Below are 26,807 nucleotides of genomic sequence, written 5' to 3'. Positions count from 1 at the left end.
ATCGGCACGACCTTAAACGGGCGCAGAGGACAGGTAAGACTGGTTCGCCAGCACAGTCCGGTGAAGCGTCAAGAATCACCGCACCTTTAGGTCGGTGAGTATGTCAACTGTCATAACTAAAACTTCCGGATGTTCCCATGTTTATTGTCTAGTTGTTTGGTGCTTGATGCGGCGCAACCGCACCATTGCTTGTGACAGTTGCGTAAGTCCTGTTTGTGAGAGTTTCAGGTGCGGAATGTAGCTTCAAAACCAATGGATTTGTATCAGGAGGTTCGTGAAATGGTATTACACCCAATCACCAACAGAAAACTTTAGTGCGTAAATCCTGAGTCACTAACTACCCACACCAGGAATTAACCGCTTCAACGCACGATTAGCAACTTCAGCATAACGTAGTTCACCACAAAGGACTTTACCCATAACTGGAATGCTAGAAGGGTGTTTAACTCCTACTTTGTAACCAACACCAGGAAAGCGATAAAATGCCTGTGCTAATTTTTTCGCCCAAGCCATTTCACTACCCCATTGTTCGTTTATGGCTTCGCTATACCCTTCTAAGGCGTTGATGTCCCCAGCAATTGCCCGACTGACAAATTCTGCTGCTAGTAAGCCACTAAAAATCGAGGGGCGAATGCCTTCTGCGGTCATTGGGTCAACTACACAAGCTGCTTCACCGGCTAAAACAGCATTTTGGGTATGCAGTTTTTGTGTGCCATCCCAAAGAGTTAAGGGATAACCATATTGTTTGCTAGTTTTGATGTCTAAGTTAAAAGATTTGGCGTACTCATCCAAAATCTTTTTGAAGTCTTGGGGTTGACCACCAATAAATGTACCAACGCCAAGAGAATATCCATCCGCTTTGGGAAAGTTCCACATATAGCCGTTTTTGACTAAGCCAAATTCAAAGTAAATGGTTGTATCAGTAACATCTGCTGGAACTTCTGCCTCTAATGCCCCTGCAAGGCAGCGTTTACGTTCTTTAAAGCCTAGCCATTTTGCCATTGGGCCTTTTGCACCGTCAGCAGCAATTAGATAGCGACCTGTGACTGGGCCATTAGCTGTGTTTACTTGCCAGTGGTCGCCTTGAAATTCAATTCCTGTGACTTCTGTGTTATCCCTTAGTTCTGCCCCTTGCTTTTGAGCTTGCTGCACTAAGAAATGGTCAAAAATATTTCGTTGCACCATCCAAATAGGTTCTTTAGTGCCAATTTTTGCTTCTACAGGGTCGCCCAAATTCCAGGTGAAGCGGAAGAAATCGGCTTTTAGAGAAATAGCTGGGCTAAAATCAAAGTCAAACCATTGCGCGATCGCAGGTGACACACCCCCACCGCAGGGTTTATATCTAGGTAAAGATTCTTTTTCTAAAACTAATACTGAGCTACCTTTTTTGGCTAGATGATATGCTGCTGTGCCACCTGCTGGCCCAGCACCAACGACAATGGTGTCATACATAGGGCTGAATGTTGTTGCTGAATTAGTTATTGGGGGCGTAATGCTTTGCGAGATCCCCGACTTCTTAAAGAAGTCGGGGATTTGACCACACACCTTAACCCTCAAAAAAATCAAGTGTGAAGGCTGAAATTATAAACTTCATACTAGCCTGCGGCAAGCCGCTAAAAGCGTCTACACACTTCATACTTCACACTTTAAACAGTGGTGATGTCTTTTTCTTTTTCTGCTAACAATTCGTTGATTCTGGCAGTGTACTTGTCTGTGAGTTTTTGTAGTTTATCTTGTAGGTCTTTGGCTTCGTCTTCAGAGATTTCTGAAGCTTTTTCTTGTTTGCGAATTGAGTCAATCCCATCACGCCGGATGTTACGAATGCCTACGCGACCTTCTTCAGCATACTTAGCTGCCACTTTAACAAATTCCTTACGGCGATCGCTTGTTAAGGGTGGAATATTCAACCGAATCACAGAACCGTCGTTACTGGGTGTTAAACCTACATCAGAAAGGGAAATGGCTTTCTCAATCAGGTTTAAGCTGCTTTTGTCGTAAGGCTGAATTAGAATTGTCGTGGCATCTGGCGTAGTAATATTCGCCAGTGATTTTAGGTGTGTTGGTGTACCGTAGTACTCAACTAACACTTTATCTAAGAGACTGGAATTAGCCCGACCAGTCCGAATTGTGTTAAAAGCTTGTTGAGTTGCCTCAACAGTTTTTTGCATTTTACTTTGAGCTTCATCTAATTTCACAAGAACCTCCCACAAGGGTACCAATGGATTCGCCTAAAACTGCGCGGCGAATGTTGCCTCGCACTGTTAGGTCAAATACCAGAATTGGAATATTGTTTTCTTTACACAAGGCAATCGCAGTACTGTCCATTACCCGTAAATCTTGTGCCAAAACATGAGCATAGGTGAGGCTAGTATAACGTTTGGCATTAGGATTAATTTGCGGGTCTGCATCGTACACTCCGTCTACCTTAGTGGCTTTAAAAATCACTTCTGCATCGATTTCTGCGGCTCTGAGTGCGGCAGTAGTATCTGTAGTAAAGAAGGGATTTCCCGAACCAGCACCAAAAATGACCACCCGCCCTTTTTCAAGATGACGGATGGCCCGGCGACGAATATACGGTTCTGCTAACTCTTGCATGGCGATGGCAGTTTGTACACGCGTCTGTACCCCTATTCGTTCTAGCGAATCTTGCAGCGTCATGGCATTCATTACCGTGGCAATCATGCCTATGTAGTCAGCGGTTGCCCTATCCATTCCCGCCGATGCCGCTTTCACGCCCCGAAATATATTGCCGCCGCCAACGACTATGGCGATTTGAACACCAGTGGCGATCACCTCTGCTACTTCTTGTGCTATCTCTTTGACCACTTCTGGATCAATTCCATAGCCCATGTTGCCCATCAAGGCTTCACCGCTCAGTTTAAGTAAAACCCGTCGGTAATTCGTTCCCATGAAGTTACGCTTTATCGAAAAAGTTGCAATTGCCTCCAATTTAAGATAACAGTACTGTGACTATCTATGTCTAGTTGCGCCAAATCAATGAGGTTCCAATCGGCTCTGTTTCTGGCAGCATAATTGCTTGATTTTTGAATAAACAGGCGATCGCATTTCGCAAATATTCTTCGCTCATAGCTGATGGGGCTTGGGGGTGGCTGTCAATTTTACCCTTATAGCGCAGCACACCATTACTATCGATCAAAAACGCCATTGGAGTTTTAATCGCGCCAAAACTCCGCGTCACATCTTGAGTAGAATCCCACAGGTAAGGAAAATTTAGCTGATGATGTTTGGCAAAAGCTTTCATATGTTCAAAGCTTTCTGTCGGGTATCGGTTAACATCACAGCCATTCATGCCAATCAGGGTAAAACCACTCCCCGAAAATTCCGCTTGAATTTTTTTGAGCTTGTCTAAATAGAAACTGACATAAGGACAGTGGTTGCACATAAAAACAACGCCAACTGCACGGTACATCTCTAAATAACGTCTAAGATGATGTACTCGCTCGTCAATTCCTGGCAGTTCAAAATCCGGAGCGTAGCCGCCAACAGGGGTATCAATTGTTTCTAGTATATTCATCGCCGCCATCCAGAAGGAACTAGGAACAAAAATCTAGGTGAATTTCAGCGTCATTTTTTTAGTGCCAACCACCTTCACGCCGATGCGAGATACCAAATGATTGTAGAGACATACGGAGAAACAGTAAATTGTAAAACTACTGAATATTGATCCGAAGTTAATTTTATTACAATATCCTATAAATAAGTAATTTTTCCAGATATCTAATAGCTTTAGATTACATAGTTTATTAAGAAAAATAAAACAGTCTTAATACTTATAATTTCAGTAAATAGAGTTACTAAGTTTGCTCTGTCTAGCAAAAGATATTTTGTCCAGTCTTTACAATAGGCTTTTACAATTTAAAATAAATTGCAGAAATTATTAATTTTTATTAACTTTTCTAAAAAAATAAATGGCAATGACTAATTCGACAACTACATTGACAGCAAAAACTTGGATGTGGCAAGGATTCCCTATTTCTTATCACACTCAAGGAACTACTGGGCCAGCAGTTGTTCTCGTACATGGTTTTGGAGCTTCTTGGTGGCACTGGCGTAAAAATATACCTATATTAGCGCAAAAAAACCGTGTTTTTGCAATAGATTTAATTGGCTTTGGTGGTTCTGCGAAGCCGCAACCAGGCGAAAAAATTGCCTACACTTTAGAAACTTGGGGACAGCAGGTAGCAGATTTTTGTCGTGAAGTTGTGGGTGGGCCAGCTTTTTTCGTCGGAAATTCCATTGGCTGTATTGTGGCGATGCAAGCTGCTGTGACTGCGCCAGATATGGCTTTAGGAGTTGCTTTGCTAAATTGCTCTTTGAGATTACTGCACGATCGCAAACGCGCAACCCTACCTTGGTCTCGTCGTGCTGGCGCACCAATTTTACAGCGTTTGTTATCTGTTAAACCGATTGGGCAATTCTTTTTTAAGCAACTGGCCCAACCAAAAACAGTGCGGAAAATCTTGCTACAAGCTTATGCTAATTCAGACACAGTTACCGACGAGTTAGTAGATATTCTGACTGCACCTGCAAAAGATCCTGGGGCGGTGGCTGTGTTTTTAGCTTTTACTTCTTACTCTACAGGCCCGTTACCAGAAGATTTGCTACCCATACTACCCTGTCCGGCAATTATTTTATGGGGAACAGCAGACCCTTGGGAGCCATTGCAGCTAGGTCGAGAGTTAGCTAATTACCCAACAGTAGAAAAGTTTATTCCCTTAGAAGGAGTGGGACATTGCCCGCAAGATGAAGCTCCTGAGCTAGTCAACCCAATTTTACAGGATTGGATTGAGGAGCGAGCAGGGATAAGATAAAGAAAAAGAATGGGCGAATTCTATTCGCCCAAAACTTTTAAAACAACCTCTAAAAGGCTTGTGGTCTCACTATTGTTTCTTTTTCCTTTTGACCTTTTACTTTTGCCTTGTTGTACTAGTCTTTAATTACCCCCACAATCTTCTACCAGATTTACCTTTTAATTTTTCATGAGCATCTTTTAATAAAGCGGGAATCTGTAATTGTTCTGGACACCTTGGTAAACAATCACCACATTCTGTACATCTGCTAGCTTTCATTCCGGGGAACCAATGACCAGCATTTTCAAACATTCCATAACGATATTGACCATAGTCTGTCATGTCATATGCTACAGCCAGATTACGTAACCGTAATACTTCGGGAATATTAATATTTTCTGGGCAAGGTAAACAAGCATAGCACTGACTACAATTTTCAGTTTCTAAAACTTTTTTTTGATGATTTTCTAACTGTTGAAACACCAAAATTTCTGTTGATGTTAACTCACTAATACTGTCAGCTACTTTTAAAGGTTCAATTAATTCTTCTGGTTTGCTTGGCCCGATACTTAATGTAGTAATGCGGCTATCACTTAGCAAAAATCGATAGTTTAATGTCAAGGGTGAGTAGGGCTGACATAGGTCTTTAAGGGCTTGTGGCGGGTTGTAAAGTCGCCCTCCTTTGTCAGCCGGAGAAATGATAAATACACCCATATCTTTTTGAGCAGCGAGTTGAATTGCTGGGGCGTTGTGTTGAAAAAAATAATAGTAATGCAGATTGACAAATTCAAAAAAATCTGTATTGATTGCCGCCAAAATCAATTCTAATGGGCCGTGGGTGGAAAAGCCAACGTGCCGTACTCGACCATCAGTAATTGCTGCTTGTACAGCTTGCATACAGCCATTTTTAGCTTGCACCCACTGTAAATGCTCCCAATTATTTAAACCATGAATTCCCAAACAATCTAAATAATCTAGATGTAATCGTTCTAAAGATTCATCAATGAACCGACGCATACTATCAGCGTCAGAGGTGGGGGGAATTTTTGTGGTGATGTGCAGTTGGGAACGCGGGACAGATAAGCCGCTTTTCACCGCCAGACCAAAGTATTCTTCGCTTCTGCCGTAACCTCTGGCTGTTTCTATATGATTAATTCCTAGAGCTAAGGCTTGAGCGATGGTTTGCTGTGCATTTTCAGCATCAGCTAAGTAACGCATTGTCCCCAAAGAAAAAACAGAAAGGCGGAGATTGGTTTTTCCAAAGCGGCGGTATTGCATTAGTTAAAGTTCTAAAAATTCAGTGCTAGATTCTGAGTATAAATACAAGAAATAATGTCTATACTGAGAATGAAGTGCGAAAAAGAAAGAAAAATTTTTGCTAGTTTTATTTTTGGACTCTTTCTTTTTCATCACTCCGCACTCATGAATTAGTACTTTTCTAGCTATCGCCATTACCGAATCGCTTAATCAAATCTTCGGGACGGAGATTAGAGATAAATTCACGAAAGGCTTCTTGTTCTGCTTCGTCTGCATCCCGATCTACAGGGATTGAGGCATCAGCGATGACTTCTTCCATTACCCAAATAGGTGAATTTGTCCGCAGGGCAACTGCGATCGCATCGCTGGGACGTGCGTCAATTTCTTTTTTCACCTCGCCTTGCTGAACAATTAAGGCTGCATAAAATGTATCTTTCTGTAAGGAATGAATAATAACTTTTTCTAGGGTCATATTCCAAGCCTCTAGAATGTTGACAATCAAGTCATGGGTTAATGGTCTGGGTGGCTTTTGATTCTCTAGCGCACCCATAATTGCCCTTGCTTGTTCTTGACCAATGTAAATTGGTAAAGCGCGCCGATCTGACGCATCTTTCAAAAGTACAATTGGGCTACGAGTTATGGCATCTAATGCTATGCCAGCGACTTTCATTTCAATCATTGGCGAAGCCTCTACAATCCTGGGATAGCGTGAGACATGAGTAACATTTTATACTTTTTGTTGGGTCAAATGGAAAACGAATAAACATAGGCAGGTTCTCTATAATTGCTTCTATTAAACCCCTAACTTGCTGTGAAAACCAGAGTAAGTTAAAGGAGTCTACCTAGACAATAACCTTATTAAACAAGTATGCCTTGAGAAAGATATAAATGTGTGATCCACCTTATAATAAAAGGAGTCAGAAATTATACTCAAAATATCTTGCATTCTTGTCAGAAATACCAGTTGATTTTAGTCAGAATTAGGCAATAAATAGAAATAGTTTCAAAGAACAGCCGTGTTTACAGGATTAATCCAAACTTTAGGAACGATAAAACCCTTAGGGGGTGATTCTTGGCAAGTTACTTGTTTGAGTCAGCCATCTAATGTAATTATGCAGGATTTAGCCTACGGTGACAGCATTGCCGTAGATGGGGTTTGTCTGACAGTTGAAGAAATTTTAAAAGACGGGTTTATTGCCACTGCTTCTCCAGAAACTCTGCGCCGTACTACTCTAGGGCTAGAGGAAACACAACAAAGATATGTCAACCTAGAAGCTTCGCTGCGAGTGGGTAGCAAAGTCGGCGGTCATTTTGTCATGGGACATGTAGATGGTGTAGGTCGATTATTAACCGCTCAACAGACGGCGACTTCTTGGGAAATGACTTTTACTGCACCTGAAGCGATCGCGCGGTACATTGTCCCTAAAGGTAGCATTGCGGTAAATGGTATTAGTCTGACTGTTGCTGCCTACGAGCCAGAACTTTCACAGTTTACGGTGGCTGTCATTCCCCTTACCTATGCTGACACCAATCTGCGCTATCTTGTCTCTGGTAGTTGGGTGAATTTAGAAGGGGATATTCTTGGCAAATATGTAGAAAAATTTCTTTACCCTGGTAAACATCCAGCAACATCGACAGATGATGACGGATTTAATGAGATTACACCCACATTTTTAGCAGAACACGGATATTTGTAAAATTCTGAATGATGAAGTATGAAGTCTGAAAGGTAAATTTCAGACTTCATATTTTTTAAGGTACTTGGGCTGTACGTAGGGGATTTAACAATTGGTTAAGACCAGCTTGTAATTCTCCATTGGGGTCAACTGCCACCCATCCATCTTGTGTGAGGCGGCGGGCTTCAAAGTGTAGGTGTGGCCCTGTAGAATTACCTGTGCTACCAACTCGTCCAATCATCATCCCTGGTTCGACGATTTGGCCTGGTTGCACAAAGATTTCCGACATATGCCCATAAAGAGTTTGCTGTGTCGAACTATGATTGAGGATGACTGTTAAACCATATCCACCAACCCAGCCAGCAGTTTCTACTTGACCTTTAGCAGCTGCCAAAATTGGTGTACCCATAGGCGCACCTAAATCTGTACCAGCGTGGAAGCGACGATTACCTGTGATGGGATGTATTCGCCAACCAAACAAGGAAGTAATGGGCGCAGGTACAGCCAAGGGATACATGATTCCTGAGGTACTACCACTATAAGCGATCGCACCGCTAAAAGGTATTTGGGGTAAAACTGATGCTAGGGGAATATCGTAAGCCACAATACCAGGGCGAGGAGCCAAATTCCCCTCAATCATCGGCGGAGGTAAAGTACCTGCACTAGGGGCAACAGGAGTTGCACTGACTTTTGTCGTGACAAACTCGCTAGGGCTGGGGATAAATCGATTCGGACGAAAAGCCGTCTTGACTTCACCACCAGAAACAACACGAGGAGCGCGCCAGTTAGTTTCATTACTAGTGCTAGCCAAAGGCCTAATTGGTTGGACGTTGGCTAACTGAGTATTTTGACTTTTCTTGAGCCAATTTGGGGCTGATTTGCTTTCAGAGTTAGCTACGCGTTGATTCGAGGTAGGCTGGCTTTGCTCACAAAAACTAGTTGATATGACTTGTCCTGAGGGCAAAATTGTGCGGCAACCACTAGTCCGATTTGTCAAGATGACAGAATCGGGTGCTTTGTAGGTATTGGTGGTTGATGTGCCGTAATCGTTCGGGTCAATGTAGGCATTGTTGTAATCTGTTGTTGACCCACCATTAACCGCGCCCACAGAGGTATGATTATTTGCTGGTTGAGCAACTTCTGGCAGCTTTTCGGGTGTGACGCGAGGCACAACAGGTTTGGCTACTTCAATTTTTGGTTCTTCTCGAACGCTGGCAGTTGGCTGAGAAACTTCCAGTTTGGGTTTGGCTGTGCGGACGCTAACTGGTTTTTTTGGCAAAGTTTCAGCACTGCTGCGCCTGGGAGTGAAAACTGGCTCAACAGCTGTTTCTGTTTGGGGTTGAGACTGCCTCAGTGGCTCTTGTGATTGGGCAACTTGGGGCTTGCGGAGTCTTTGTGTGAGGTTAGCGCGGCGTTGCGAAAATTCTGGTTGCGCCTTTGGTGCTTCAGGGATAACAATATCTTTTTTTATGTAATTTGTTCTGCCTGTGGGTTGGGAGTTTTCCACAGGCACAATGTTATCTATTGATGTATCTGTTTGGGCAAACACGAAGCCACCACTGAGCAGGCTAACGCTACTCAGTAAGCAGAGACTCTGGGCTGGCAGGGTAGATACAAAACGTTTTTTTGCTAAACCTTGCTGCTTAGAGTTTTGATCAGGATTATGGGCAGATGTATTGCGCTGCGTCATTGTTTCTCTCAGTTATTTTAAATTTGCCTAAAGAGATGATGCCAGTGGTTTGTCTTGCCCAAAGAGCGAATTTAATAACAAACCTATAATGGGACAGAAGAATTACGGTATCCCAAACTGATTGTACCGGGTTCAATATAAAGTTCTGTTGTTTTTATGTCTGTTGTATCATAAGTTTCCAGAGAAACACGTAAATTACCCTGAGAATTAACGCCGACTACAGTGCCTGCCAAATCATTGATGTATACTTTGTCACCTAGATTAGAAAGAAATTCCAGATAGCGAGACAAGAGTATGTTTACTCCTTCTTGAGCAAGGCACTCCATACCGGATTCTATTCCCCGTAAAACGGCCCAAGTGAGAATTTCTAGACAAGAAATCGGTTTGGTAGCGTAGGAGGCTTGCCACATTTCTAAATTTATTCCCGTTTCGGGTACGGGGTTTGTCCAGTTAATGCCAACTCCAATTACTGCTTGGGTAATATATCCATGATGGATTTTGGTTTCTGTCAGAATGCCGCCTAATTTGCGGCCATTGATGACGAGATCGTTGGGCCATTTAATCCCTACATTTACACCTAGCTGATGCAGTTGGGATGCAATGCCCCAAGCACTTGCAAGAGTTAGTTGATAACTGGCACTAGCTTCTAGTTTAGGCGCGATCGCTACTGAAAGGTATAATCCCCCAGTATGAGAAATCCACTGTCTGCCCCACTGTCCTCTACCCGCAGTTTGTTGTTTGGCAATGACTACAGACCAAGGTTTTGCTCCCTCGGCGAGCATTTTCCAAAGTGTTTGGTTAGTGGAAGGAACGCTGTCAAATACATGTAGCGAAAACGGAGAATTTTCCCTGTTTGTTGCTTTTTTTAGGGCTATTTCAAATTTTTGGCAATCAAATTCCACAGACATTAACCCAAATCCCGTTGTTCAAGTTAGCATTAATTGGTTGATTTTGATAAAAGGGACTAGGGGCTAGAGATGAGAGGCAGAAAATATTTTTTCCTGCCTAATTCCTCAAACCCAATATTCAATACCCTCTAATTAGGTTTAGTTTGAAGATGTACACTTGGCACTGGCGCAATTGGGAAGGACTGCCATACCTTACTTGTAGTCTTTTAGAAAATTGGCAACACGGCTTTTTTACTCATCAGTTCTGGCCGCGATCTCCTCAAGATTTAACACAAGTGCTGCACCCAGAAGCATCAGCTTATCGCTTGAAGCAGGTACATGGTAATACAGTTCTGACTCCGCAAGAAGTTGAATCGCAAATCAGCGAAATCGCCGGAGATGAAGAATCTGCTTTTGCCTTAGCTGATGGTTTAATTACCGAACAACCTTTACAAGCGGTGTGGGTAGCCAGTGCAGATTGTACACCTGTATTAATTGGGGATGTGCGAACCGGACAGGTAGCTGCATTACACGCGGGTTGGCGGGGTACAGCCGCGAAAATTGTCCCGCAAGCTTTCGCCCGATTACAAGCCCAAGGTAGCCAACTAGAAGACTTGAGAATTGCAATGGGGCCAGCGATCGCTGGTGAAGTTTACCAAGTTTCTGTTGAGGTAGCTGCGGAAATCGGATGCAGTATTCTACCATATAATGACGCACAAAAAACTGTCCAGGCGTTACATGAATTACCCAATTCTCCCTTATTAGCCGACCCAGAACCAGGAAAGGTGAGAGTTGATGTGCGGCGAGTGAATGCTTTGCAAATGGAAAACTTAGGAATTAGTGTTGAACAAATTGCGATCGCACCTTATTGTACTTACCAAACTCCAGAGCATTTCTTCTCTTACCGCCGAGAACAACAGAAAAAAGTTCAATGGTCAGGAATTGTCAGTAATTAGTTTTAGGTTTTTATTACTGGATAGTTAGCATAAATGCTTATTTTTCTCGCGCAAAGACGCAAAGGCGCAAAGCAAAGCTCGCAAATAAGAATTTGACAAACGCTTCTATTCTCTAAAAGAGAAACTTAGAGAATAGAAAGCCTTTTTAATTATTCATTTAACTTTATTTAATTGGACTATACAGTTTAATTTTATTTCACTATTTCCAGCGTTAATATTCCGTTTGGTTTATTAACAATTAATTGCATAATATCTAGCCACAATACTCGCAAAACTGTATCAGGAATTTCATCCCCGATATGGACAGGAATTGTAAATTCAATCCCGTCGATAATAACTATGCCTTCGTAGATATCAAATAGTGCATTTCCTCTGGCTGTCTGCATTTCAATCTGTGCTGCTATTAATGGCCACGCCAATACTTCCCTGAGTATTAATAGCTAACCATCCATCTGTAAAACCAGTATCGAGTAAAGCTTCAACAGTAAAGCTCTCATCATTATTAGCAACAAGCTGAATTTCAAATAATAGCTCACCATTATTTCCAAATGAACCTGCAATCATAATCTACCGCAGGTTCCTGTTTCATTTAATCTAAAAATGGTGAGTTTTACTTCGTGAGTTATGCCATAAATTTCACGGATTTTTTGTGTTATTCCTAAAAGAGTTGGATCAATTATGTACTGTTCTGTTTCAGGCTCAATCGCAATATGCCAGTTATAATATGTCTCGATGAGATTTGGACGTAATCGCTCAAAGATATGACGACAACGCACAGCAAGAGCATCTCTTTGTTCTCGATGGTGGTGGATGTCTTCAGGTATTAATTTTGATTCTGGTAAAATGCGGGTGCGTTTTGGCTGTGATACCTGTGTCATATTGATTTATCCGCGCTCGTCTAATTTTGTTATGGCGTAACTCTAAAGAATTTTTAATTTATAATTATTGTAAATTTTTATCATTTACTTTTTATTTATGAATTCACTATATAAAATTTATCTGAAACTTTCATTAACATATAGCTAATACTCATAAAATGCTAATATTTAACTCAAAGCTTCAATCAACAATTCGCGGTGCATTAAGGCTCTATCTACTAAAGATTGAATTTTTTCTGATGATAATGCTTCGCCATTGGCGTAATGTTCAACCCAAGTTTTACTAATTACATTTACATCATCTGGTAAATCAACTAAATCCCAACCAGGTATGGCTAAATCTTCCATCAAGCGATTGACTTTTGGGTCATAACTTAAAGCAAAACAGCGACAACCTTCAGCAGCAGCCATAATTAAACTGTGCAGGCGCATTCCTATCGCCATGTCTACACCACGATACACACCTTTTAAAAGTTGTGGATCTTCTAAACACAATATTTGGCTAACTTCGGGTAAATAAGGTTGGATTGTTTGAGCAATACCTAAATCTTCACTTTTTTGAAATGGCAGTAGTAAAATAAATGCTTGAGTAGCTTTTTGAAAATCAACTAATGCCTTGGTTAGGTTAGCTAGACGGGTGTCGGTAAGTTGAGGATGCGATCGCAATGTTACAGCTACCCTCGGCGCAGGTAAATCTGCTAGTCCTGGTACGGGTTTACCTTGCAACGCCCAAACCGGATCAGGTGCAATAATATGCGGAATTTGCCAATTTGATAATAAAGCAGCACTGGCGCGATCGCGTACACTAACTTTGGTGCAGCCTGCAAAGTTGCGTCTGGCTAACCACTGAGTTTGCGGACGCACCAAGGGGCCAATACCTTGCGCCCAAGCAATGGTTTTTAAACCCATTGTTTGCGCCAATGTCATTAATCCACCATAATACAAAGGGCTAATTGTACTAGTAACATCTTGAATTAAACTACCACCGCCCCAAATAAAAGCATCACAGGAACGCATTGCTTTCATTACAGGTAGCATCGCCATCCGGTTGTGAGTTTCTACATTGTAGCGATTGTGTGTTTCTTCGGGATTACCAGACAGCACTACAGGCGTAACATGAGATGGCAACATTTGTAAAAGCGTCGCCAGTAAAGCTTCATCGCCACCATTACCTTTGCCGTAATATCCAGATAATAACGCCCGCATATTTCCCATCTTGAGATTTTGGATTTAAGATTATCAACTTTTCCTCAGCGTTCCTAGGATGTCAGCCATCTGGGACACAAAAGATGAATTTCCTTGTGGGAAGATGAAATGAGTGCTGAAGAACGAGAGTTCATAGCATTCTTTACCAGCCCCTTTCATACTTCACACTTCATACTTCAGCCTTTCTTTATGCACGTCCTATCAATTCCCACTTGGATTATTCATATTTCTAGCGTTATTGAGTGGATTGCCGCGATTTGGTTAATCTGGACTTACGGTGAACTCACTGGTAATCGTAGTTGGTGGGGATTGTCCCTAGCCATGTTACCAGCTTTAGTTAGTGCTATGTGTGCTTGCACCTGGCATTATTTTGACAATGCTGAATCTTTAGAATGGCTGGTAACGCTGCAAGCTACTATGACTTTAGTTGGTAATTTTACGTTATGGGCAGCTGCGGTGTGGATTTGGCGTTCTGCTAAGTCTGCCAAAAATGCTTCTAATTCTATTGCAGTTCCATCTATTAAATCAGAACGATGATTTCAAAAGAAACCCTGTTTGCCCTTTCTCTATTTCCCTATTTGGGTTTCTTGTGGTTTATTAGCCGCAGTCAGCAAATGCCGCGTTTAGCACTGTATGGATTTTACGGTACGCTGGTGTTTGTTGGCGTTACCATCCCCGCAGGTATTTACGCCAAAGTTCATTATGGAGAGTCTCTGGCAAATGTTGACTGGTTACATGGTGGTGCGGAAGTATTTTTAACGTTAGCCAACATCTTGATTGTGATTGGTTTTCGCCAAGCGGTGAAGGAGAAGCTAGAGGCTAGGGACTAGAGGCGAGTATTTTTACTCAACACTCACACTTCGACTTCTCCTGTTGGAGACGCTGCGCGAACGCTCAGTGAACAGCACTCAGCACTCAGCACGAGCTAAACGCCCCGCTACCGCTAACAGCACTCAGCACTTTTAAAAAGGAAAGTTAAATGGACGTAATTCCAGCAATTGATTTATTAGAAGGTCGATGTGTGCGATTGTATCAGGGAGACTATGAGCGATCGCAAGTTTTTAGTGAAAATCCGGTTGATGTGGCTAAACAATGGGTAGATGAAGGTGCAACTCGCTTGCATTTAGTAGATTTAGATGGAGCAAAAGCAGGTAAAGTAGTAAACTTGAAAGCTATTGCAGCGATCGCTCAAGCAATATCCGTACCGATTGAAGTTGGTGGTGGTTTGCGCGATCGCTCTAGTGTGCAGCAAGTGTTTAACTTGGGTGTACAATGGGCCATCTTGGGAACTGTCGCCGTCGAACAACCGCAGCTAGTCCAAGAACTCTGTCAAGAATTTCCCCAGCAGATTATTATCGGCATTGATGCGCGCAATGGCAAAGTAGCCACCCGTGGTTGGTTAGAAACCTCGGAAGTTTTGGCAACGCAACTGGCTGTGCGAATGCAAGAGTTAGGTGCAGCTGCTATTATCTACACTGATATTCACCGTGATGGCACTTTGAGTGGCCCCAATATTGAAGCGTTGCGCGAACTTGCCAATGCTATTTCTATTCCTGTCATTGCTTCTGGTGGTGTGAGTTCTGTGACTGATTTGTTGAGTTTGTTAGCTTTAGAACCACAAGGTGTCACAGGTGCAATTGTGGGACGTGCTTTGTATACTGGCGATATTTTACTCAAAGAAGCACTGCGAGCGATCGGGCCGGGACGCATTCAAGATATTCCCCCAAATCTTGGCTTTTCATCCTTCGCCTAAAATTGGCTGTATCCAAAATCGCGGCTAAATCAATAGGTTGTCTAAATTTAGCCGCAGATAATTTCCGGAATAGTTATTTCTACTGCTGTAGTTCAAATAGTAAAGATTTTACAAACAGTGAGTATATTTTTATGTCTCGTCCAACACCCCCCAAAAAAGGTAAGCCATTGAAAACAGAACCAGGTTTGGTTCAGCCTATCAATAGAAATGACAAAACTGATAAATCACAAACCAATCAACCTGATCAGATGAAATAACTAAGCAAATTTAATCAATATCAAATAACATTTACAATATTTTCTCATATTTTTACAGTAATGGGTTTCTTCTGTAACAGAGGCGCGAACAAAATAGCGTCTCTTTTTATTTGTACTTGTAAATTTTTTAACTAATTTCTGGATTAAGTAATATCCTTGTTGTATATCAACTTATAGTTAATTACTGAAGTCTCATGTCTAACCAACAACCAAACTCCAAGCCCCAACCTAATCAACAATCCAACACAACTAGCACTAATCGCAAAAAACCTCTGAATAATGGTAAACCAAATAAAACAGACCACTAATTCTCAGCATTAGCATGAGCTTATACAACAGTGGGTTAAGTGCCAAATTACATCTAAATATCAGCACCTAACCCACCTGAAAATATTGAATTAAACCTAACTATTTATTTTTTACCTGGCTTTTGGCCTGTTCTAAGGCTATTTCTTTAATTGCTTGGTATGAGTTCACATTTGCAGTCCCTTCAATTGCTTTAACTGCTAAATCTTGAACTTGTTGTAATGCAGATTCTAGTTGTTTAGACAAGTTTTGTATTCGCGTTTCTTGATTAGTAATAGTCTGTTCTAAAGATTGTAATCTCTGCTCATAAAATCGCTTTTGTCCTTCTACCTCTTTAGCATATAAGTCTGCTTTCACTTTTGCTTGATAGTGGGCAATACCTTTGCCTTCTTCTGTCGCTTTTTTCATAGCAGCTTCCTTCTCTTTTGGGAAAGCCTCTACTTTAGCTTTTGCTTCTTCAAATTGCTTTTCTCTTTCAGCAATTTGCTTTTCTCGTTCCGCCCACTGTTTTTCTGTTGCTGCTTGCGATTCTTCTAATTGTTTATATAATCCTTTTTGTGTTTGTTCATATTCATCTGCTGCCAATTTTCGTTGGAGTTCTAAATCATATTTATACTCTGCTGTATCTCTTTGGCGTGATTTATTTAAGTTCTCATTGCGTTCTTTAATTGTCTTTTTATATTCTTCTTGTTCTTTTTGCCAAACAATGCGTTGTTCGAGAATTTCTTGAGATAAAACTTCATAGCGTTGACTATATTCTTCTTGATATGCCTTAGAATTATCGTCATAGGCTGTAATCAGTGTATCTAAGGTATCGTCAGCAATCTCTAAGTTATGTAATTGTTTTAATTCGGTAATTTCAGTTTCTACATCTTTTCTAATTTCTCCTAATTTAGAAGCTTGGGTAGTTAACTGTTCTGATAATTCATTTGCCGCACTACCAAAACCCAATTGAATTTTAGCTAAACTTTCAATTGTATAGTTCATTTTTTGCTGGATAGTAGCTGGCTTATTCATAGTTGTAGTTGGTTCTACCTTGGGCTTATCTTTATTAACAGTCTGGCTATCTTTTTGTATTTGAGTTAGTTGAGTTTTTAATCCTGCGCTTTCTTTAGCTAACTCTTCATACGCTTGCAAAATTTCAGCTTTTGTATTTTTATCGGTAAGTTTTTTACCAGCCACACGCAACCTCCAAATATTTCAAATTAGTCAGATATAGCAATCTTCAAATAGTGGCGAACATATCTACTACCTGTTCCCACTCTTCTATTGAAAATTCCACCAGGATTGCTATTTAAATTTATTTAGCAGCAGAATTGCCAAAGGCTCTCATAGCCAAATCTTGTGCTTGTTTTAAGGTTGTTTGTAATTGCGTAGAAATGCTTTCTATTTGTTCTGCTTGCTTCTTAATTGTTTCTTCTAAACCTTGAATTTTTAATTCATAGCTTTGTTTGGTTGCTTCCCATTCCTTTTCAAATAAATCAGCTTCAATTTTGGCTTTTTGGCTAGTATCTTTAATGGCTTCTTCTCTAGCTTTCTTCACTGCTTCTTCTAACTCCGCAGGGAAGGATGCCACTTTTTGCTGATATTCTGTAAATAAAGCTTGATTGCTAGTTAAGATTTGTTCTCGTTCTATCCAGTCTTTTGCTTTTTGTTGAGTTTTTTCTTGAATTTCTCTTTGTAAGTTACGTTGCTTGGCTTCGTAAGCATCTGTATTAAGTTTGCGTGTGGTTTCTAACTTATATTGATATTCTTCCTGCTCTTGCTGACGTTCTTTAGCAGTGGCATCATTGTAGATTTTTACAGCTTCTTCATGCTCAGATTCTTCTTTTTGCCATTCTTTCCGCTTGACAACAATTTCTTTATCAATTGCGTCTTTTTTACTGGTTATATCTTGTTCCAGTATTTTTAATTTTTCTTGATGTTCTTGAGTGAGTATATCTAAAATATCTGCTACAATTCTGATCCTTTTAAGTTCTTGCAGATGTTGTGTTTCAATGTCTATGGCTCGGTTTAATTCATCTAATTTGGAATTTTCTTTAGCTAATTTTTCTGATAGGGAATTAACAACACTACCAAATTCTAGTTGTAAGTCTGCTAAACCTTTAACAATGCTATCAACGGTGTAGGCAGAAGCCGCAGTTAAAATTTCTTGGTTTTTTGCTTTTTCTGCTCCTTCTTGTTTAGTGGCAATTTTTGATTCTATTTTTTTTCGCTCTGCTAAAATTTGCTGAAATGCTTGTACTAGTTGCTGTTGGCTTTCTTTAACTGCAACTGAAGTCATACTCAAACTCCCTTAATGATTTAATGAATTTAACAGGTAGCAAGACATACCCGTGGCTACCCTATGCAGACATCAGCGTAACCTCTAGAACATTGGTTTTTGTTCAGTACAACTACTAAAGTGAAGAAATACTAAAGCTTGAGTCAGTCGTAAATTCAACGTACTCAATTTCTAGGTATGGTTTGTATTTGTAAGTTTAATAGTATTTTTGTACTATAAATATACTAAAGTCAATCTGCTATTGTCAATAGCAAATGCAATGTATTTCTAAGGATGAGCGTAAAAACCAAATAAAAGTTGGTTTTATGCTTGATATTCAGCCAAAAGAATCAAAAAGCAGTCTAGTAAGTAAGATAGTTGGTTAAAATTTTTATGTCTAAAATTTTTGCAAATGTGCAGCCACTTTGATTTATAATCTAGATACTACTGTCATATATGTTACTTTTTGCAAATTAATTTGCTCCAGCGCAACCATAAATGCACCGCAAAGTTAGATAATTGACTCAATTCTCATATTGATACAAGCACAGGGCAGACTTTTGTGATATCAATGTACACCAGTGAATCGACCAAGTATTCTGCTAGAGCAGATATCGGACACACTAACCAGATTCTAGTGGTAGAAGACGAAGAGTTAATCCAAGAGATGCTAGCTGTAGCATTGGAAGAAGAAGGTTATGGGGTGGTAACAGCACCAGATGGACGGGCGGCTGTTGAGTATCTCAAAAGTTTTGAACCGAATTCAGGCGAATTTCCCTTTGATTTGATTATTCTTGATTTGATGTTGCCGCAAATCAATGGGCTAGATATCTGCCGCTTGCTGCGTCATCAAGGTAATCCAGTGCCAATTTTGATGTTAAGTGCCAAGGGTAGTGAAACCGATCGCGTGTTAGGTTTAGAAGTTGGCGCAGATGACTATCTCACCAAACCCTTTAGTATGCGGGAATTAGTGGCACGCTGTCGGGCTTTGTTGCGTAGACAACGTTTAAGTACTTTACAGCAGCTACCAGTTCTCAAATATAAAGATGTGACCTTAAATCCTCAAGAATGTCGCGTGTTAGTGCGGGGTCAAGAAGTGAATCTTTCACCGAAAGAATTTCGCTTGTTGGAATTGTTTATGAGTTATGCGCGGCGAGTTTGGTCGCGGGAACAATTGCTAGATCAAGTTTGGGGGCCAGATTTTGTTGGCGATAGCAAAACTGTGGATGTTCACATCCGCTGGTTGCGTGAGAAGTTAGAGTTAGACCCCAGCCACCCTGAATATATTGTGACTGTAAGAGGATTTGGCTATCGTTTCGGATAATTTGTGAAGATAGTTGTTAGTTTTGATTAATCACGACGCAACTAACAACTCTGACTCACATGGTCTTATTGGGATTTATTTTGGGTTTGGCGGTAGGTATCGGGTTTTGGATTTGGCAACAAGTTCAACTAAACCGTTACCTAGGACGAGTTTTACAACCATTATCTGACTCTGCTAAGGTAACTTTGCCACTGTTACCACGGGTGCGTCAGGAAATCTCAACATTAAAACAGCAGCGTCAGGATTTGCAAAAATCCCTGCAAACTTACCAAGACATATTGGATTTTGCACCAATGGGATATTTACAGGTTGATGAAGAAAATCAACTGCTGTGGTGCAATCAACAAGCGCGGGAAATTTTATATCTGCAAAGATGGCAACCAGGACAGGTGCGTTTGTTGCTAGAGTTGGTGCGTTCTTATGAATTGGATCGATTGATTGAGCAAACACGCGATCGCCAAAAACCTCAAACTAAAGAATGGCTATTTCATCCTTCTTGTGATAATGCAGCAGAATTACCGACAATTAAATCCTTAGCTTTACGCGCTTCGGGTTTGCCTTTACCCAATGGCCAAGTCGGAGTTTTTCTGGAAAATCGCCAACCACTGTTAGATATGAATCAGGAACGCGATCGCTCTTTTTCTGATTTAGCCCACGAACTAAGAACACCTTTAACTTCGATTCGGTTGGTGGTCGAAACTTTACAACATCGCCTAGAACCGCCCCTAAGCCGTTGGGTTGACCGTTTGATGCAAGAAGTGGATAGATTAATTAGCTTGGTTCAAGGCTGGTTAGAACTGACGCAAATCGAAGCTAACCCGAATATGCAGTTGCAACTTGAACCAGTGGAAGTGCGATCGCTCATCGCCTCAGTTTGGGAAACTTTAGAACCATTAGCGCAACGACAACACTTATCTCTTAGCTATTCTGGCCCAGAAGACATTTGGGTAAAAGCAGATAAAGCACGCATTTATCAAGTTTTTCTCAATTTACTAGACAATAGCATTAAGTACAGTTGTCCTAATACAAACATTCGCGTAGAAGCAAAAATTAGATTTCCCGAAGAGAACCATCAACATATTTCTATCCCTTCCATCTTAGAAATAAATTTAATTGATTCGGGTACAGGTTTTTCCGAAGCAGATTTACCCCATGTTTTTGAGCGATTTTATCGAGGAGACAAGGCCCGGACACATTCTGCCTTAACAGAAACTAATTCTTTAGGATCAATTGTGGGTAATGGTTTAGGTTTAGCGATTGTCAGGCAAATTCTTTTAGCGCATAGCGGTTCAATTAAAGCCATGAACCATCCAGATACTGGTGGGGCTTGGATGCAGGTGATACTTCCCGAAGTTGTGGCGAACTCTCAAAGCCAAGACTATAGTTAATAGTATCTTCAGTTTTGAGAATACCAGTGTGGAAGCTGTCTTTTATAATTCCAATCCCGACAGTTCTCAGTTAACACGCGCCATCAGGCGTTTAGAACGGGATGTTTTACGAATGGGTGCTTTGGTAGAACAATCTTGTCGCCTTAGCCACCAAGCTTTATTTGCCCGTAACCTAACTGCTGCTGAAGAACTCCCCCGATTAGATAAAAAAATCGATCGCTTTTATAGACAGATAGAATCAGACTGTACAACAATTATGACCCAAGCACCAACAGCCCAAGATTTGCGCTGTTTGAGTGCTTTTATGCAATTAGTACGAGATTTAGAACGTATTGGTGATTATGCCAAAGATTTAGGCAAAATTGCAGTCAAACTTTTTCCTTATCCGCCTCATGCATCTTTGCCAGAAATTGAAGTGATGTCGCACCATGCACAAGCAATGTTAGCGACTAGCTTAGTAGCTTTGGCAGATTTAGATGAAGCCGGCGGACGCGGAATTAAACATTTAGATGATGCTGTCGATAATGCTTACGATCGCCTTTATCAAACCTTAGCCCAACAACGAGATGTTCCTGGTGTGGTAGAGCCAATTATCTTGCTAGCTTTAGCAATTCGTTGTTTAGAGCGTATGGCAGATCACGCGACAAATATTGGTCAGAGAGTTGCATATATTGTGACTGGCCAACGCAGTTAAATCCTCGGTAAAAGTCTTGGAAAATCCAACTTATTCATTGTTACCAAATACAGCTTTGCCCATATTTTTTGTCAGTTATGAAATAGATTTGTCAGAGCATTTTTTGTGACTAAATCCCAATTTAAAAATCGAGAATGGTACATCTATACACGCCATTCTCGATTTTTTATTTTTCATCAAACTTCTGCGAATATAAATATAACTAGGACTTACGCAAAATATCTCTCAAACTCTCATTTCTCCGTGAACTCTGCGCCTCTGTGGTAGCCTGCGGCAAGCCGCTATCGCGTCTACGATTTTCAGTAGCTTGTGCGTAAGTCCTGATAACCCAATACGGTTCAGTTAAGAGAATAGTAGGTTGGGTGTAGCGATAGCGTAACCCAACAAAGTATGCCTGAATGTTGGGTTCCGTTCCTCCACCCAACCTACACCAGTCTAAGTTGTTGCCTTAACTTAACTGTATTGAAATATAACCCGACTTTTTAAAGAAGTCGGGTATCTGATTTTCCAAAAGTAGAAAGTTAAAAATTGCTTAACTAAGTTAGATTTCACTAAAATTTAACCTAATCTTAATTTTACATATTTAGAGTGTCTAAAAGCACAATAAAAACTGCTGTAATCAGCAAGCTGATGTAATCAAATAATGAGTATCAAGCGTCGAGATTTCTTACTGTTAATGGGTAGTAGCGTCAGTGCATTAGCACTAAGTAATCTTGTAGGGTGCGAACAAAATAGTACGACGCAAACAACCAGCAAATCAAAAGTTATAGGGTCAAAGTTTTCATTTACACCAATTAAAGGCCCAATTCCCTTAGAAACAGCCGGACTGAATCTAGAAGAACAACAAGCTCAATATAGCTCCTATGAAGTAGCAGATGATGTTGTATTACCCGAAGGATTTAAATATCAAGTAATTGCGGCTTGGGGCGATCAAGTCGGTGATTCGCGGTTTGGTTACAACAACGATTATTTATCTTTTATCCCGACAGCAGAAAAAACTGGTTATTTGACAGTTAATTTTGAGTACATCAGTGCTGTTCCTTGGGTGGAAACATATCAGCAAGTTATTGGTAAATCGTTGCCATTTACTGAAGTGAAGGTCGCTTTGGAAATGGCAGAATCAGGCAAAAATGAAATTAATGCTTATGCTTTGCCAGAAACTAATCCTCTCAAAGCGCAAATTCGAGAAATTTGCCAAGAAGCATTATTAGACCAAGGTTTAGGGGTAATTTCGCTGCGTCAAACAGGCGATGGTAATTGGGAAAGAACCAACTCTACAGCAGATAGACGTATTAGTGGCATATCTGGGTTAAGCGATGGGCGTTATTTGCAAGCGACTGGCCCGGCTGTGGCGGTATTTCGCAAGCAACAGGGACAGGGTTATATAGATAATTTAGCCGATCGCATTATTGGGACTTTCGCTAATTGTGCCGGGGGGACAACGCCTTGGGGTACGGTTTTAAGTGCAGAAGAAAACTTTCAAGCCCAAGTACCAGAACCGGTTCACGCTGATGGGACAGCATTTGACCCTGAGACACTGCCTTTTGCCTTTGGTGAGGAAGAACTTTTCGGACAAGGTAATGTGTTTGGTTTAGCAGGGAATAAATATGGTTGGATTGTGGAAATTGATCCGGCGAACCCCAAAGACCAGGGAACTAAACACACTTGGTTAGGACGTTATCGCCATGAAGCTGTAGGTGTGCGCGTCGCTGCAGGAAAACCCCTAGCTTTTTATTCAGGATGCGATCGCCGGGGTGGACATATCTATAAATTTGTTAGTAGAGATCCAGTCACAAATCCCCAAGATAAAGCTAATTCTCAGTTGTTGCAACAGGGAATGCTATATGCAGCCAAATTTAATCCTGATGGTACGGGTAGTTGGATAGCCCTCAAAGCCGAAACGCCAGTTAATCCCGATGTTCCTAGTCAAATCGGTGGTAATATCATCCTCTTACCCTTGGGGCCACAACCTGAAAAAGCAGACTCCAAAGCAGCTTATTTACAAGTTACCAAAGATGAGGCGATCGCCCAATTTAAACAAAAATATCGCACCATCGGCGATTTATATCTAGGTAACGCCGACGAAAAGCAAGGCGCAATTTTAATTGATGCCCACTACGCCGCTAATGCTGCTGGTGCTACCTGCACAGCACGTCCAGAAGATACAGAAATTGCCCCCAATGGTGATTTATACATCAGCTTTACCTCTGGGACACCTGATAAACAAGGTGGTGCTGATTTACGCATCTTTAAAAGTGCCAAAGGGGAAGCGCCCTATGAATATGGCTGGGTGATGCGCCTAACAGAAGATAATAACGACCCAGCAGCAATGAATTTTCGTTGGCAAATGTTAGCTACAGGTGGTGAACCAGCCGCAGGTGGAATGGGTTTTGCTAACCCAGATAATTTATTCCTCGACCCTCAAGGTGATGTCTGGATGGTGACAGATATTTCTACCACAAAACTAAATAATCCTGTCGCTAGCCGCAATGCAACAGCAGGTAAATCTGTCAGTTTATCTGGTGTGTTTGGTAATAATTCTATGTGGTTTATTCCTACTAGTGGTGCAGATGCAGGTAAAGCCTTTTTATTTGCGATCGCACCAATGGAATGCGAAGCGACTGGCCCTTGTTTTACAACCGATCAACAAACTTTGTTTTTATCCATACAACACCCAGGAGAAACAAATGGTGCGAGAAAAAGCCAAGCTTTAGAAATGAGACAATATTTAATTACTGCTACTACAGGCGAAGAATTTTGGCAAACCCGCAAAGTTCCTGTGGGTTCTAATTGGCCTGATAACAAGCCTGATTCCCCGCCAAAACCAGCGGTGATTGCGATCGCCAAGGCTTAAATCAATCTCGAATTACTGACAATTAACATTCAAATTTTTAATTAGTTATATCAAATAAAATCTATTAATTATTCGCTCCAATTTATCAAGCAATTAGCTGTAAAAAAAGCAATAAATTCTTTTAAATGATTAGCATAATTGTGGCGATCGCTGACAAAATAATTCAAATTTCCACTAGATACCATAGAATTCATAATGGCTACCAGCAGCTTGACACCGACATTATCACCTGCACCTCTGAGCGAACAACAATCAATCAAAATATTTGCTCGCAAAGAAACAATTCCTGTCCGTAACGATATATTATGGCGTATAGAGCGCGGTGCAGTTCGCACTCTCACTTGGGCGGAAGATGGAACATTCATCACTTTGGGTTATTGGGGGCCAGGAGATTTGATTGGGACTGCGTTAACTAAAGTTCAACCATACCAAATTGAGTGCTTGACAAGCGTCGAAGCTAGTATTATCCCCTCTTACATTTGGCATCAGAATATTAATGCTTTATTCACGCACATCCAACAAACAGAAGAGCTTTTAAGTATAGTTCATCTCAAACCAATTTCTTTAAGACTATGGAAATTTTTAGTTTGGTTGGGTGACAAATTTGGGCGTAATCTAGAACAAGGTAAAGTCATCGACTTAAGCATCACCCACCAAGAAATTGCTGAAGTTTTAAACACCACCAGAGTCACTATTACTAGACTCTTACAGCAATTTGAAGAAGAAGGTGTCTTGTTGAGATCCAAGCGGCAAATTATTCTGCGATTACCAAATAAATTTACCAAAAAAATATAGAAGAAAATTCTAATTATTTACTTGTGTAAATAGCATCAAGTCTGATATATTAATAACTGTGTTTATGTGTATATTCTCTGAAGAAAAATAACGAATATATCCATAATTTACACTAACGGGTGTGAGTGAGAGTTAAATCATGAATAAATCTTTCTGGAATGTTTTAAAAGTAAGTCCAGTACTTTTTGCTGCGACTTTATTCGCTGCCAACAGTGCCTTAGCATCGGAAGTTAACGAACAAGTAACCAACGTTGCTCAGTTGTCTCAAGCATCTGACAGCATGGCACAGGTGACATCTGTTTCACAGTTTTCTGATGTACAACCTACAGACTGGGCATTCCAAGCTTTACAGTCTTTAGTAGAGCGTTACGGTTGTATTGCAGGTTATCCCAACGCCACATATCGAGGCAACCGCGCTTTAACTCGCTATGAGTTTGCGGCTGGTTTGAATGCTTGTTTAGACAGAGTTAACGAACTGATTGCCACAGCAACCGCTGACTTAGTAACCAAAGAAGATTTGGCGACTTTACAACGCTTGCAAGAAGAATTTTCCGCAGAACTCGCAACCCTACGCGGTCGTGTAGATGCTTTAGAAGCGCGGACGGCTGAATTAGAAGCTAATCAATTTTCTACCACCACCAAGTTAGTTGGGGAAGCAATTTTCGATGTTTCTCAGGCTTTTGGCGATCGCGTAGCAGTTGGTGGTAATGCTAATCCAACTAGAGATTTAGATGCCAACACTACTTTTGACGACCGGGTACGTTTAAATTTATTGAGTAGCTTCACAGGCAAAGATCAGTTGCAAGTCCGCTTACAAGCTGGCAACATCGTCAACAATGCTAGCGTAACTGGAACCAACATGACCCGTTTGGCTTATGCCGATTTTACAGGTACAAGCGGCAACGAAGTTCAAATCGATAAAATTAACTACGCTTTCAATCTGAGTGATGCAGTTCGCATCAAAATTGATGCTAACGGTGCTGAGTTATACGAAAACACCAATGTTTTCAACCCAGATTTTAGAAGTAGTGGTACTGGTGCTATTTCACGTTATGGACGTTTCAGCCCCATCTATCGTCAAGGTTCTGGCGGTGCGGGTTTAACAGTTACCTTTAATCCTAAAGGTACTTTTAGCTTGACAGGAGCTTATCTAGCACCTAAAGCCAGTTCGCCGAATGATGGTTTTGGTGTCTTTGATGGTGACTATGCAGCCTTTGGGCAAATCGAATTTAAACCTAGCAAACAACTGAATATCGGTATAGCCTACGCCCATACCTACGACGGTGGAACTACTTCACCTACTGGTCTGGCTAGTAATAACGTAAACTTTACAGGCAGTACAGGTAGTGCATTTGCAATTAGCCCCTTTGGTACGACTACTGCCACCACAGGGAATCACTACGGTGTTCAAGCTACCTTCCAACCCAATTCTAAATTTACCGTTGGCGGTTGGTTTGGTTATTCCAATGCCATAGCAGAATCTGGTGTCAACAGAGGTAGAGATGCAGATGTGATCTACTGGGCAGCAAGTTTAGGCATCAAAGACTTTGGTAAAGAAGGTAACGTATTAGGCATTTTGTTTGGTCAGCCACCAAAAGTAACCGACAATGATGATGCAGCGCGTGAAGACCGAAATGATGCTTATCACCTCGAAGCTCTCTACAAAGTCAAGGTAAGCAACAATATTCAAGTTACACCTGGTGTGTTAGTGATCTTCAACCCCGAACATAACGACAACAACGATACTGTCTACGTTGGTACACTCCGTACCACCTTCACTTTCTAAGAGTGCTGAGTAATATGAAAGCACTT

At 41.1% G+C, this 26,807-nt stretch carries 28 protein-coding genes; 13 read left to right on the top strand and 15 right to left on the bottom strand.

Annotated features, from left to right (window positions below):
- Window positions 1–333 precede the first annotated feature (333 nt).
- The 4 genes from H6G69_RS28615 to H6G69_RS28600 all read right to left on the bottom strand — a co-directional run bounded on the left by H6G69_RS28615 (window position 334) and on the right by H6G69_RS28600 (window position 3,535).
- Window positions 334–1,452, bottom strand: a complete 1,119-nt coding sequence (locus H6G69_RS28615) for a geranylgeranyl reductase family protein (protein WP_190692504.1) — start codon at window positions 1,450–1,452, stop codon at window positions 334–336.
- Between the two features lie 194 nt (window positions 1,453–1,646).
- Window positions 1,647–2,195: a ribosome recycling factor gene (gene frr, locus H6G69_RS28610; protein ID WP_190692503.1), complete on the bottom strand. Its 549-nt coding sequence runs from the start codon at window positions 2,193–2,195 to the stop codon at window positions 1,647–1,649.
- Window positions 2,182–2,910, bottom strand: a complete 729-nt coding sequence (gene pyrH / locus H6G69_RS28605; protein ID WP_190692502.1) for a UMP kinase — start codon at window positions 2,908–2,910, stop codon at window positions 2,182–2,184. Before pyrH ends, frr begins: the two co-directional genes overlap by 14 nt.
- Before the next feature lie 70 nt (window positions 2,911–2,980).
- Entirely contained in the window at window positions 2,981–3,535 is a 555-nt protein-coding gene (locus H6G69_RS28600) for a thioredoxin family protein (RefSeq protein WP_190692501.1), read from the bottom strand.
- A gap of 400 nt (window positions 3,536–3,935) precedes the next feature.
- On the opposite strand from H6G69_RS28600, the gene H6G69_RS28595 reads away from it, so the two are divergent.
- Window positions 3,936–4,832 carry an alpha/beta fold hydrolase gene (locus H6G69_RS28595; RefSeq protein WP_190692500.1) on the top strand — a complete coding sequence of 299 codons (897 nt, stop codon included), beginning with the start codon at window positions 3,936–3,938 and terminating at the stop codon, window positions 4,830–4,832.
- Between the two features lie 126 nt (window positions 4,833–4,958).
- On the opposite strand, the gene H6G69_RS28590 is transcribed toward H6G69_RS28595, so the two are convergent.
- Both H6G69_RS28590 and H6G69_RS28585 read right to left on the bottom strand, forming a co-directional pair.
- Window positions 4,959–6,089 carry an aldo/keto reductase gene (locus tag H6G69_RS28590; RefSeq protein WP_190692499.1) on the bottom strand — a complete coding sequence of 377 codons (1,131 nt, stop codon included), beginning with the start codon at window positions 6,087–6,089 and terminating at the stop codon, window positions 4,959–4,961.
- Between the two features lie 160 nt (window positions 6,090–6,249).
- On the bottom strand, window positions 6,250–6,747 hold the full coding sequence (locus H6G69_RS28585) for a bifunctional nuclease family protein (RefSeq protein ID WP_190692498.1): 498 nt from the start codon (window positions 6,745–6,747) through the stop codon (window positions 6,250–6,252).
- Window positions 6,748–7,084: 337 nt separating this feature from the next.
- Between H6G69_RS28585 and H6G69_RS28580 the strand changes: the two genes are divergently transcribed.
- Window positions 7,085–7,765, top strand: coding sequence for a riboflavin synthase (locus H6G69_RS28580; RefSeq protein WP_190692497.1), 681 nt, complete (start codon window positions 7,085–7,087; stop codon window positions 7,763–7,765).
- A 55-nt stretch (window positions 7,766–7,820) separates the two neighbouring features.
- On the opposite strand, the gene H6G69_RS28575 is transcribed toward H6G69_RS28580, so the two are convergent.
- Together H6G69_RS28575 and H6G69_RS28570 are read right to left on the bottom strand one after the other, a co-directional pair.
- Window positions 7,821–9,434, bottom strand: coding sequence for a peptidoglycan DD-metalloendopeptidase family protein (locus H6G69_RS28575; RefSeq protein WP_190692496.1), 1,614 nt, complete (start codon window positions 9,432–9,434; stop codon window positions 7,821–7,823).
- A gap of 83 nt (window positions 9,435–9,517) precedes the next feature.
- Window positions 9,518–10,342 carry a biotin--[acetyl-CoA-carboxylase] ligase gene (locus tag H6G69_RS28570; RefSeq protein ID WP_190692495.1) on the bottom strand — a complete coding sequence of 275 codons (825 nt, stop codon included), beginning with the start codon at window positions 10,340–10,342 and terminating at the stop codon, window positions 9,518–9,520.
- Between the two features lie 149 nt (window positions 10,343–10,491).
- Here H6G69_RS28570 and pgeF point away from each other — a divergent pair, with 149 nt between their 5' ends.
- Window positions 10,492–11,277 carry a peptidoglycan editing factor PgeF gene (pgeF, locus tag H6G69_RS28565; RefSeq protein WP_190692494.1) on the top strand — a complete coding sequence of 262 codons (786 nt, stop codon included), beginning with the start codon at window positions 10,492–10,494 and terminating at the stop codon, window positions 11,275–11,277.
- Between the two features lie 191 nt (window positions 11,278–11,468).
- On the opposite strand, the gene H6G69_RS34200 is transcribed toward pgeF, so the two are convergent.
- From H6G69_RS34200 to csaB, 4 genes are all read right to left on the bottom strand, one after another.
- Window positions 11,469–11,663, bottom strand: a complete 195-nt coding sequence (locus H6G69_RS34200; RefSeq protein WP_242072220.1) for a hypothetical protein — start codon at window positions 11,661–11,663, stop codon at window positions 11,469–11,471.
- Between the two features lies 1 nt (window position 11,664).
- Window positions 11,665–11,841 (bottom strand): hypothetical protein, encoded by a 177-nt coding sequence (locus H6G69_RS34195; RefSeq protein ID WP_242072219.1) that lies wholly within the window; start codon window positions 11,839–11,841, stop codon window positions 11,665–11,667.
- Window positions 11,838–12,155 carry a hypothetical protein gene (locus H6G69_RS28555; protein WP_190692493.1) on the bottom strand — a complete coding sequence of 106 codons (318 nt, stop codon included), beginning with the start codon at window positions 12,153–12,155 and terminating at the stop codon, window positions 11,838–11,840. Before H6G69_RS28555 ends, H6G69_RS34195 begins: the two co-directional genes overlap by 4 nt.
- A 168-nt stretch (window positions 12,156–12,323) precedes the next feature.
- Complete coding sequence (gene csaB / locus H6G69_RS28550) at window positions 12,324–13,361, bottom strand: polysaccharide pyruvyl transferase CsaB (RefSeq protein ID WP_190692492.1); 1,038 nt, start codon at window positions 13,359–13,361, stop codon at window positions 12,324–12,326.
- A gap of 189 nt (window positions 13,362–13,550) precedes the next feature.
- Here csaB and H6G69_RS28545 point away from each other — a divergent pair, with 189 nt between their 5' ends.
- The 4 genes from H6G69_RS28545 (at window position 13,551) to H6G69_RS34555 (ending at window position 15,371) form a co-directional block, all read left to right on the top strand.
- Window positions 13,551–13,898 carry a DUF2499 domain-containing protein gene (locus H6G69_RS28545; protein WP_190692507.1) on the top strand — a complete coding sequence of 116 codons (348 nt, stop codon included), beginning with the start codon at window positions 13,551–13,553 and terminating at the stop codon, window positions 13,896–13,898.
- Entirely contained in the window at window positions 13,895–14,191 is a 297-nt protein-coding gene (locus H6G69_RS28540; RefSeq protein WP_190692491.1) for a DUF3593 domain-containing protein, read from the top strand. The genes H6G69_RS28545 and H6G69_RS28540 overlap by 4 nt, the downstream gene beginning before the upstream one ends.
- 149 nt (window positions 14,192–14,340) lie before the next feature.
- A complete protein-coding gene (gene hisA / locus H6G69_RS28535) occupies window positions 14,341–15,114 on the top strand; it encodes a 1-(5-phosphoribosyl)-5-[(5-phosphoribosylamino)methylideneamino]imidazole-4-carboxamide isomerase (protein WP_190692490.1) in 774 nt (257 codons plus the stop codon).
- Window positions 15,115–15,245: 131 nt separating this feature from the next.
- Window positions 15,246–15,371: a hypothetical protein gene (locus H6G69_RS34555; RefSeq protein WP_277883487.1), complete on the top strand. Its 126-nt coding sequence runs from the start codon at window positions 15,246–15,248 to the stop codon at window positions 15,369–15,371.
- Window positions 15,372–15,779: 408 nt separating this feature from the next.
- On the opposite strand, the gene H6G69_RS28530 is transcribed toward H6G69_RS34555, so the two are convergent.
- Together H6G69_RS28530 and H6G69_RS28525 are read right to left on the bottom strand one after the other, a co-directional pair.
- Complete coding sequence (locus H6G69_RS28530) at window positions 15,780–16,859, bottom strand: hypothetical protein (protein ID WP_190692489.1); 1,080 nt, start codon at window positions 16,857–16,859, stop codon at window positions 15,780–15,782.
- 118 nt (window positions 16,860–16,977) lie between these two features.
- On the bottom strand, window positions 16,978–17,961 hold the full coding sequence (locus tag H6G69_RS28525) for a hypothetical protein (RefSeq protein WP_190692488.1): 984 nt from the start codon (window positions 17,959–17,961) through the stop codon (window positions 16,978–16,980).
- A gap of 550 nt (window positions 17,962–18,511) precedes the next feature.
- Here H6G69_RS28525 and H6G69_RS28520 point away from each other — a divergent pair.
- The 4 genes from H6G69_RS28520 to H6G69_RS28505 all read left to right on the top strand — a co-directional run bounded on the left by H6G69_RS28520 (window position 18,512) and on the right by H6G69_RS28505 (window position 24,200).
- Window positions 18,512–19,264 (top strand): winged helix-turn-helix domain-containing protein, encoded by a 753-nt coding sequence (locus H6G69_RS28520; protein WP_190692487.1) that lies wholly within the window; start codon window positions 18,512–18,514, stop codon window positions 19,262–19,264.
- A gap of 59 nt (window positions 19,265–19,323) precedes the next feature.
- Window positions 19,324–20,652 carry a PAS domain-containing sensor histidine kinase gene (locus H6G69_RS28515; RefSeq protein ID WP_190692486.1) on the top strand — a complete coding sequence of 443 codons (1,329 nt, stop codon included), beginning with the start codon at window positions 19,324–19,326 and terminating at the stop codon, window positions 20,650–20,652.
- A 28-nt stretch (window positions 20,653–20,680) separates the two neighbouring features.
- On the top strand, window positions 20,681–21,346 hold the full coding sequence (phoU, locus tag H6G69_RS28510) for a phosphate signaling complex protein PhoU (protein WP_190692485.1): 666 nt from the start codon (window positions 20,681–20,683) through the stop codon (window positions 21,344–21,346).
- A gap of 643 nt (window positions 21,347–21,989) precedes the next feature.
- On the top strand, window positions 21,990–24,200 hold the full coding sequence (locus H6G69_RS28505; RefSeq protein ID WP_190692484.1) for a PhoX family phosphatase: 2,211 nt from the start codon (window positions 21,990–21,992) through the stop codon (window positions 24,198–24,200).
- Window positions 24,201–24,268: 68 nt separating this feature from the next.
- Here the strand turns inward: H6G69_RS28505 and H6G69_RS34550 are convergent, their stop codons facing one another.
- The gene (locus H6G69_RS34550) at window positions 24,269–24,394 is read right to left on the bottom strand and encodes a hypothetical protein (RefSeq protein WP_277883486.1); all 126 of its coding nucleotides are present in this window, start codon (window positions 24,392–24,394) and stop codon (window positions 24,269–24,271) included.
- Window position 24,395: 1 nt separating this feature from the next.
- Between H6G69_RS34550 and H6G69_RS28500 the strand changes: the two genes are divergently transcribed.
- Together H6G69_RS28500 and H6G69_RS28495 are read left to right on the top strand one after the other, a co-directional pair.
- A complete protein-coding gene (locus H6G69_RS28500; RefSeq protein WP_190692483.1) occupies window positions 24,396–24,995 on the top strand; it encodes a Crp/Fnr family transcriptional regulator in 600 nt (199 codons plus the stop codon).
- A 139-nt stretch (window positions 24,996–25,134) separates the two neighbouring features.
- Window positions 25,135–26,781 (top strand): iron uptake porin, encoded by a 1,647-nt coding sequence (locus H6G69_RS28495; RefSeq protein ID WP_190692482.1) that lies wholly within the window; start codon window positions 25,135–25,137, stop codon window positions 26,779–26,781.
- The last annotated feature ends 26 nt before the right edge of the window (window positions 26,782–26,807 follow it).

The sequence above is a fragment of the Nostoc sp. FACHB-110 genome (assembly GCF_014697425.1).
GTDB lineage: Bacteria > Cyanobacteriota > Cyanobacteriia > Cyanobacteriales > Nostocaceae > Nostoc_B.
Note: the sequence above shows the minus strand (reverse complement) of the source record. Positions and strands in the feature narration are given on the sequence as shown.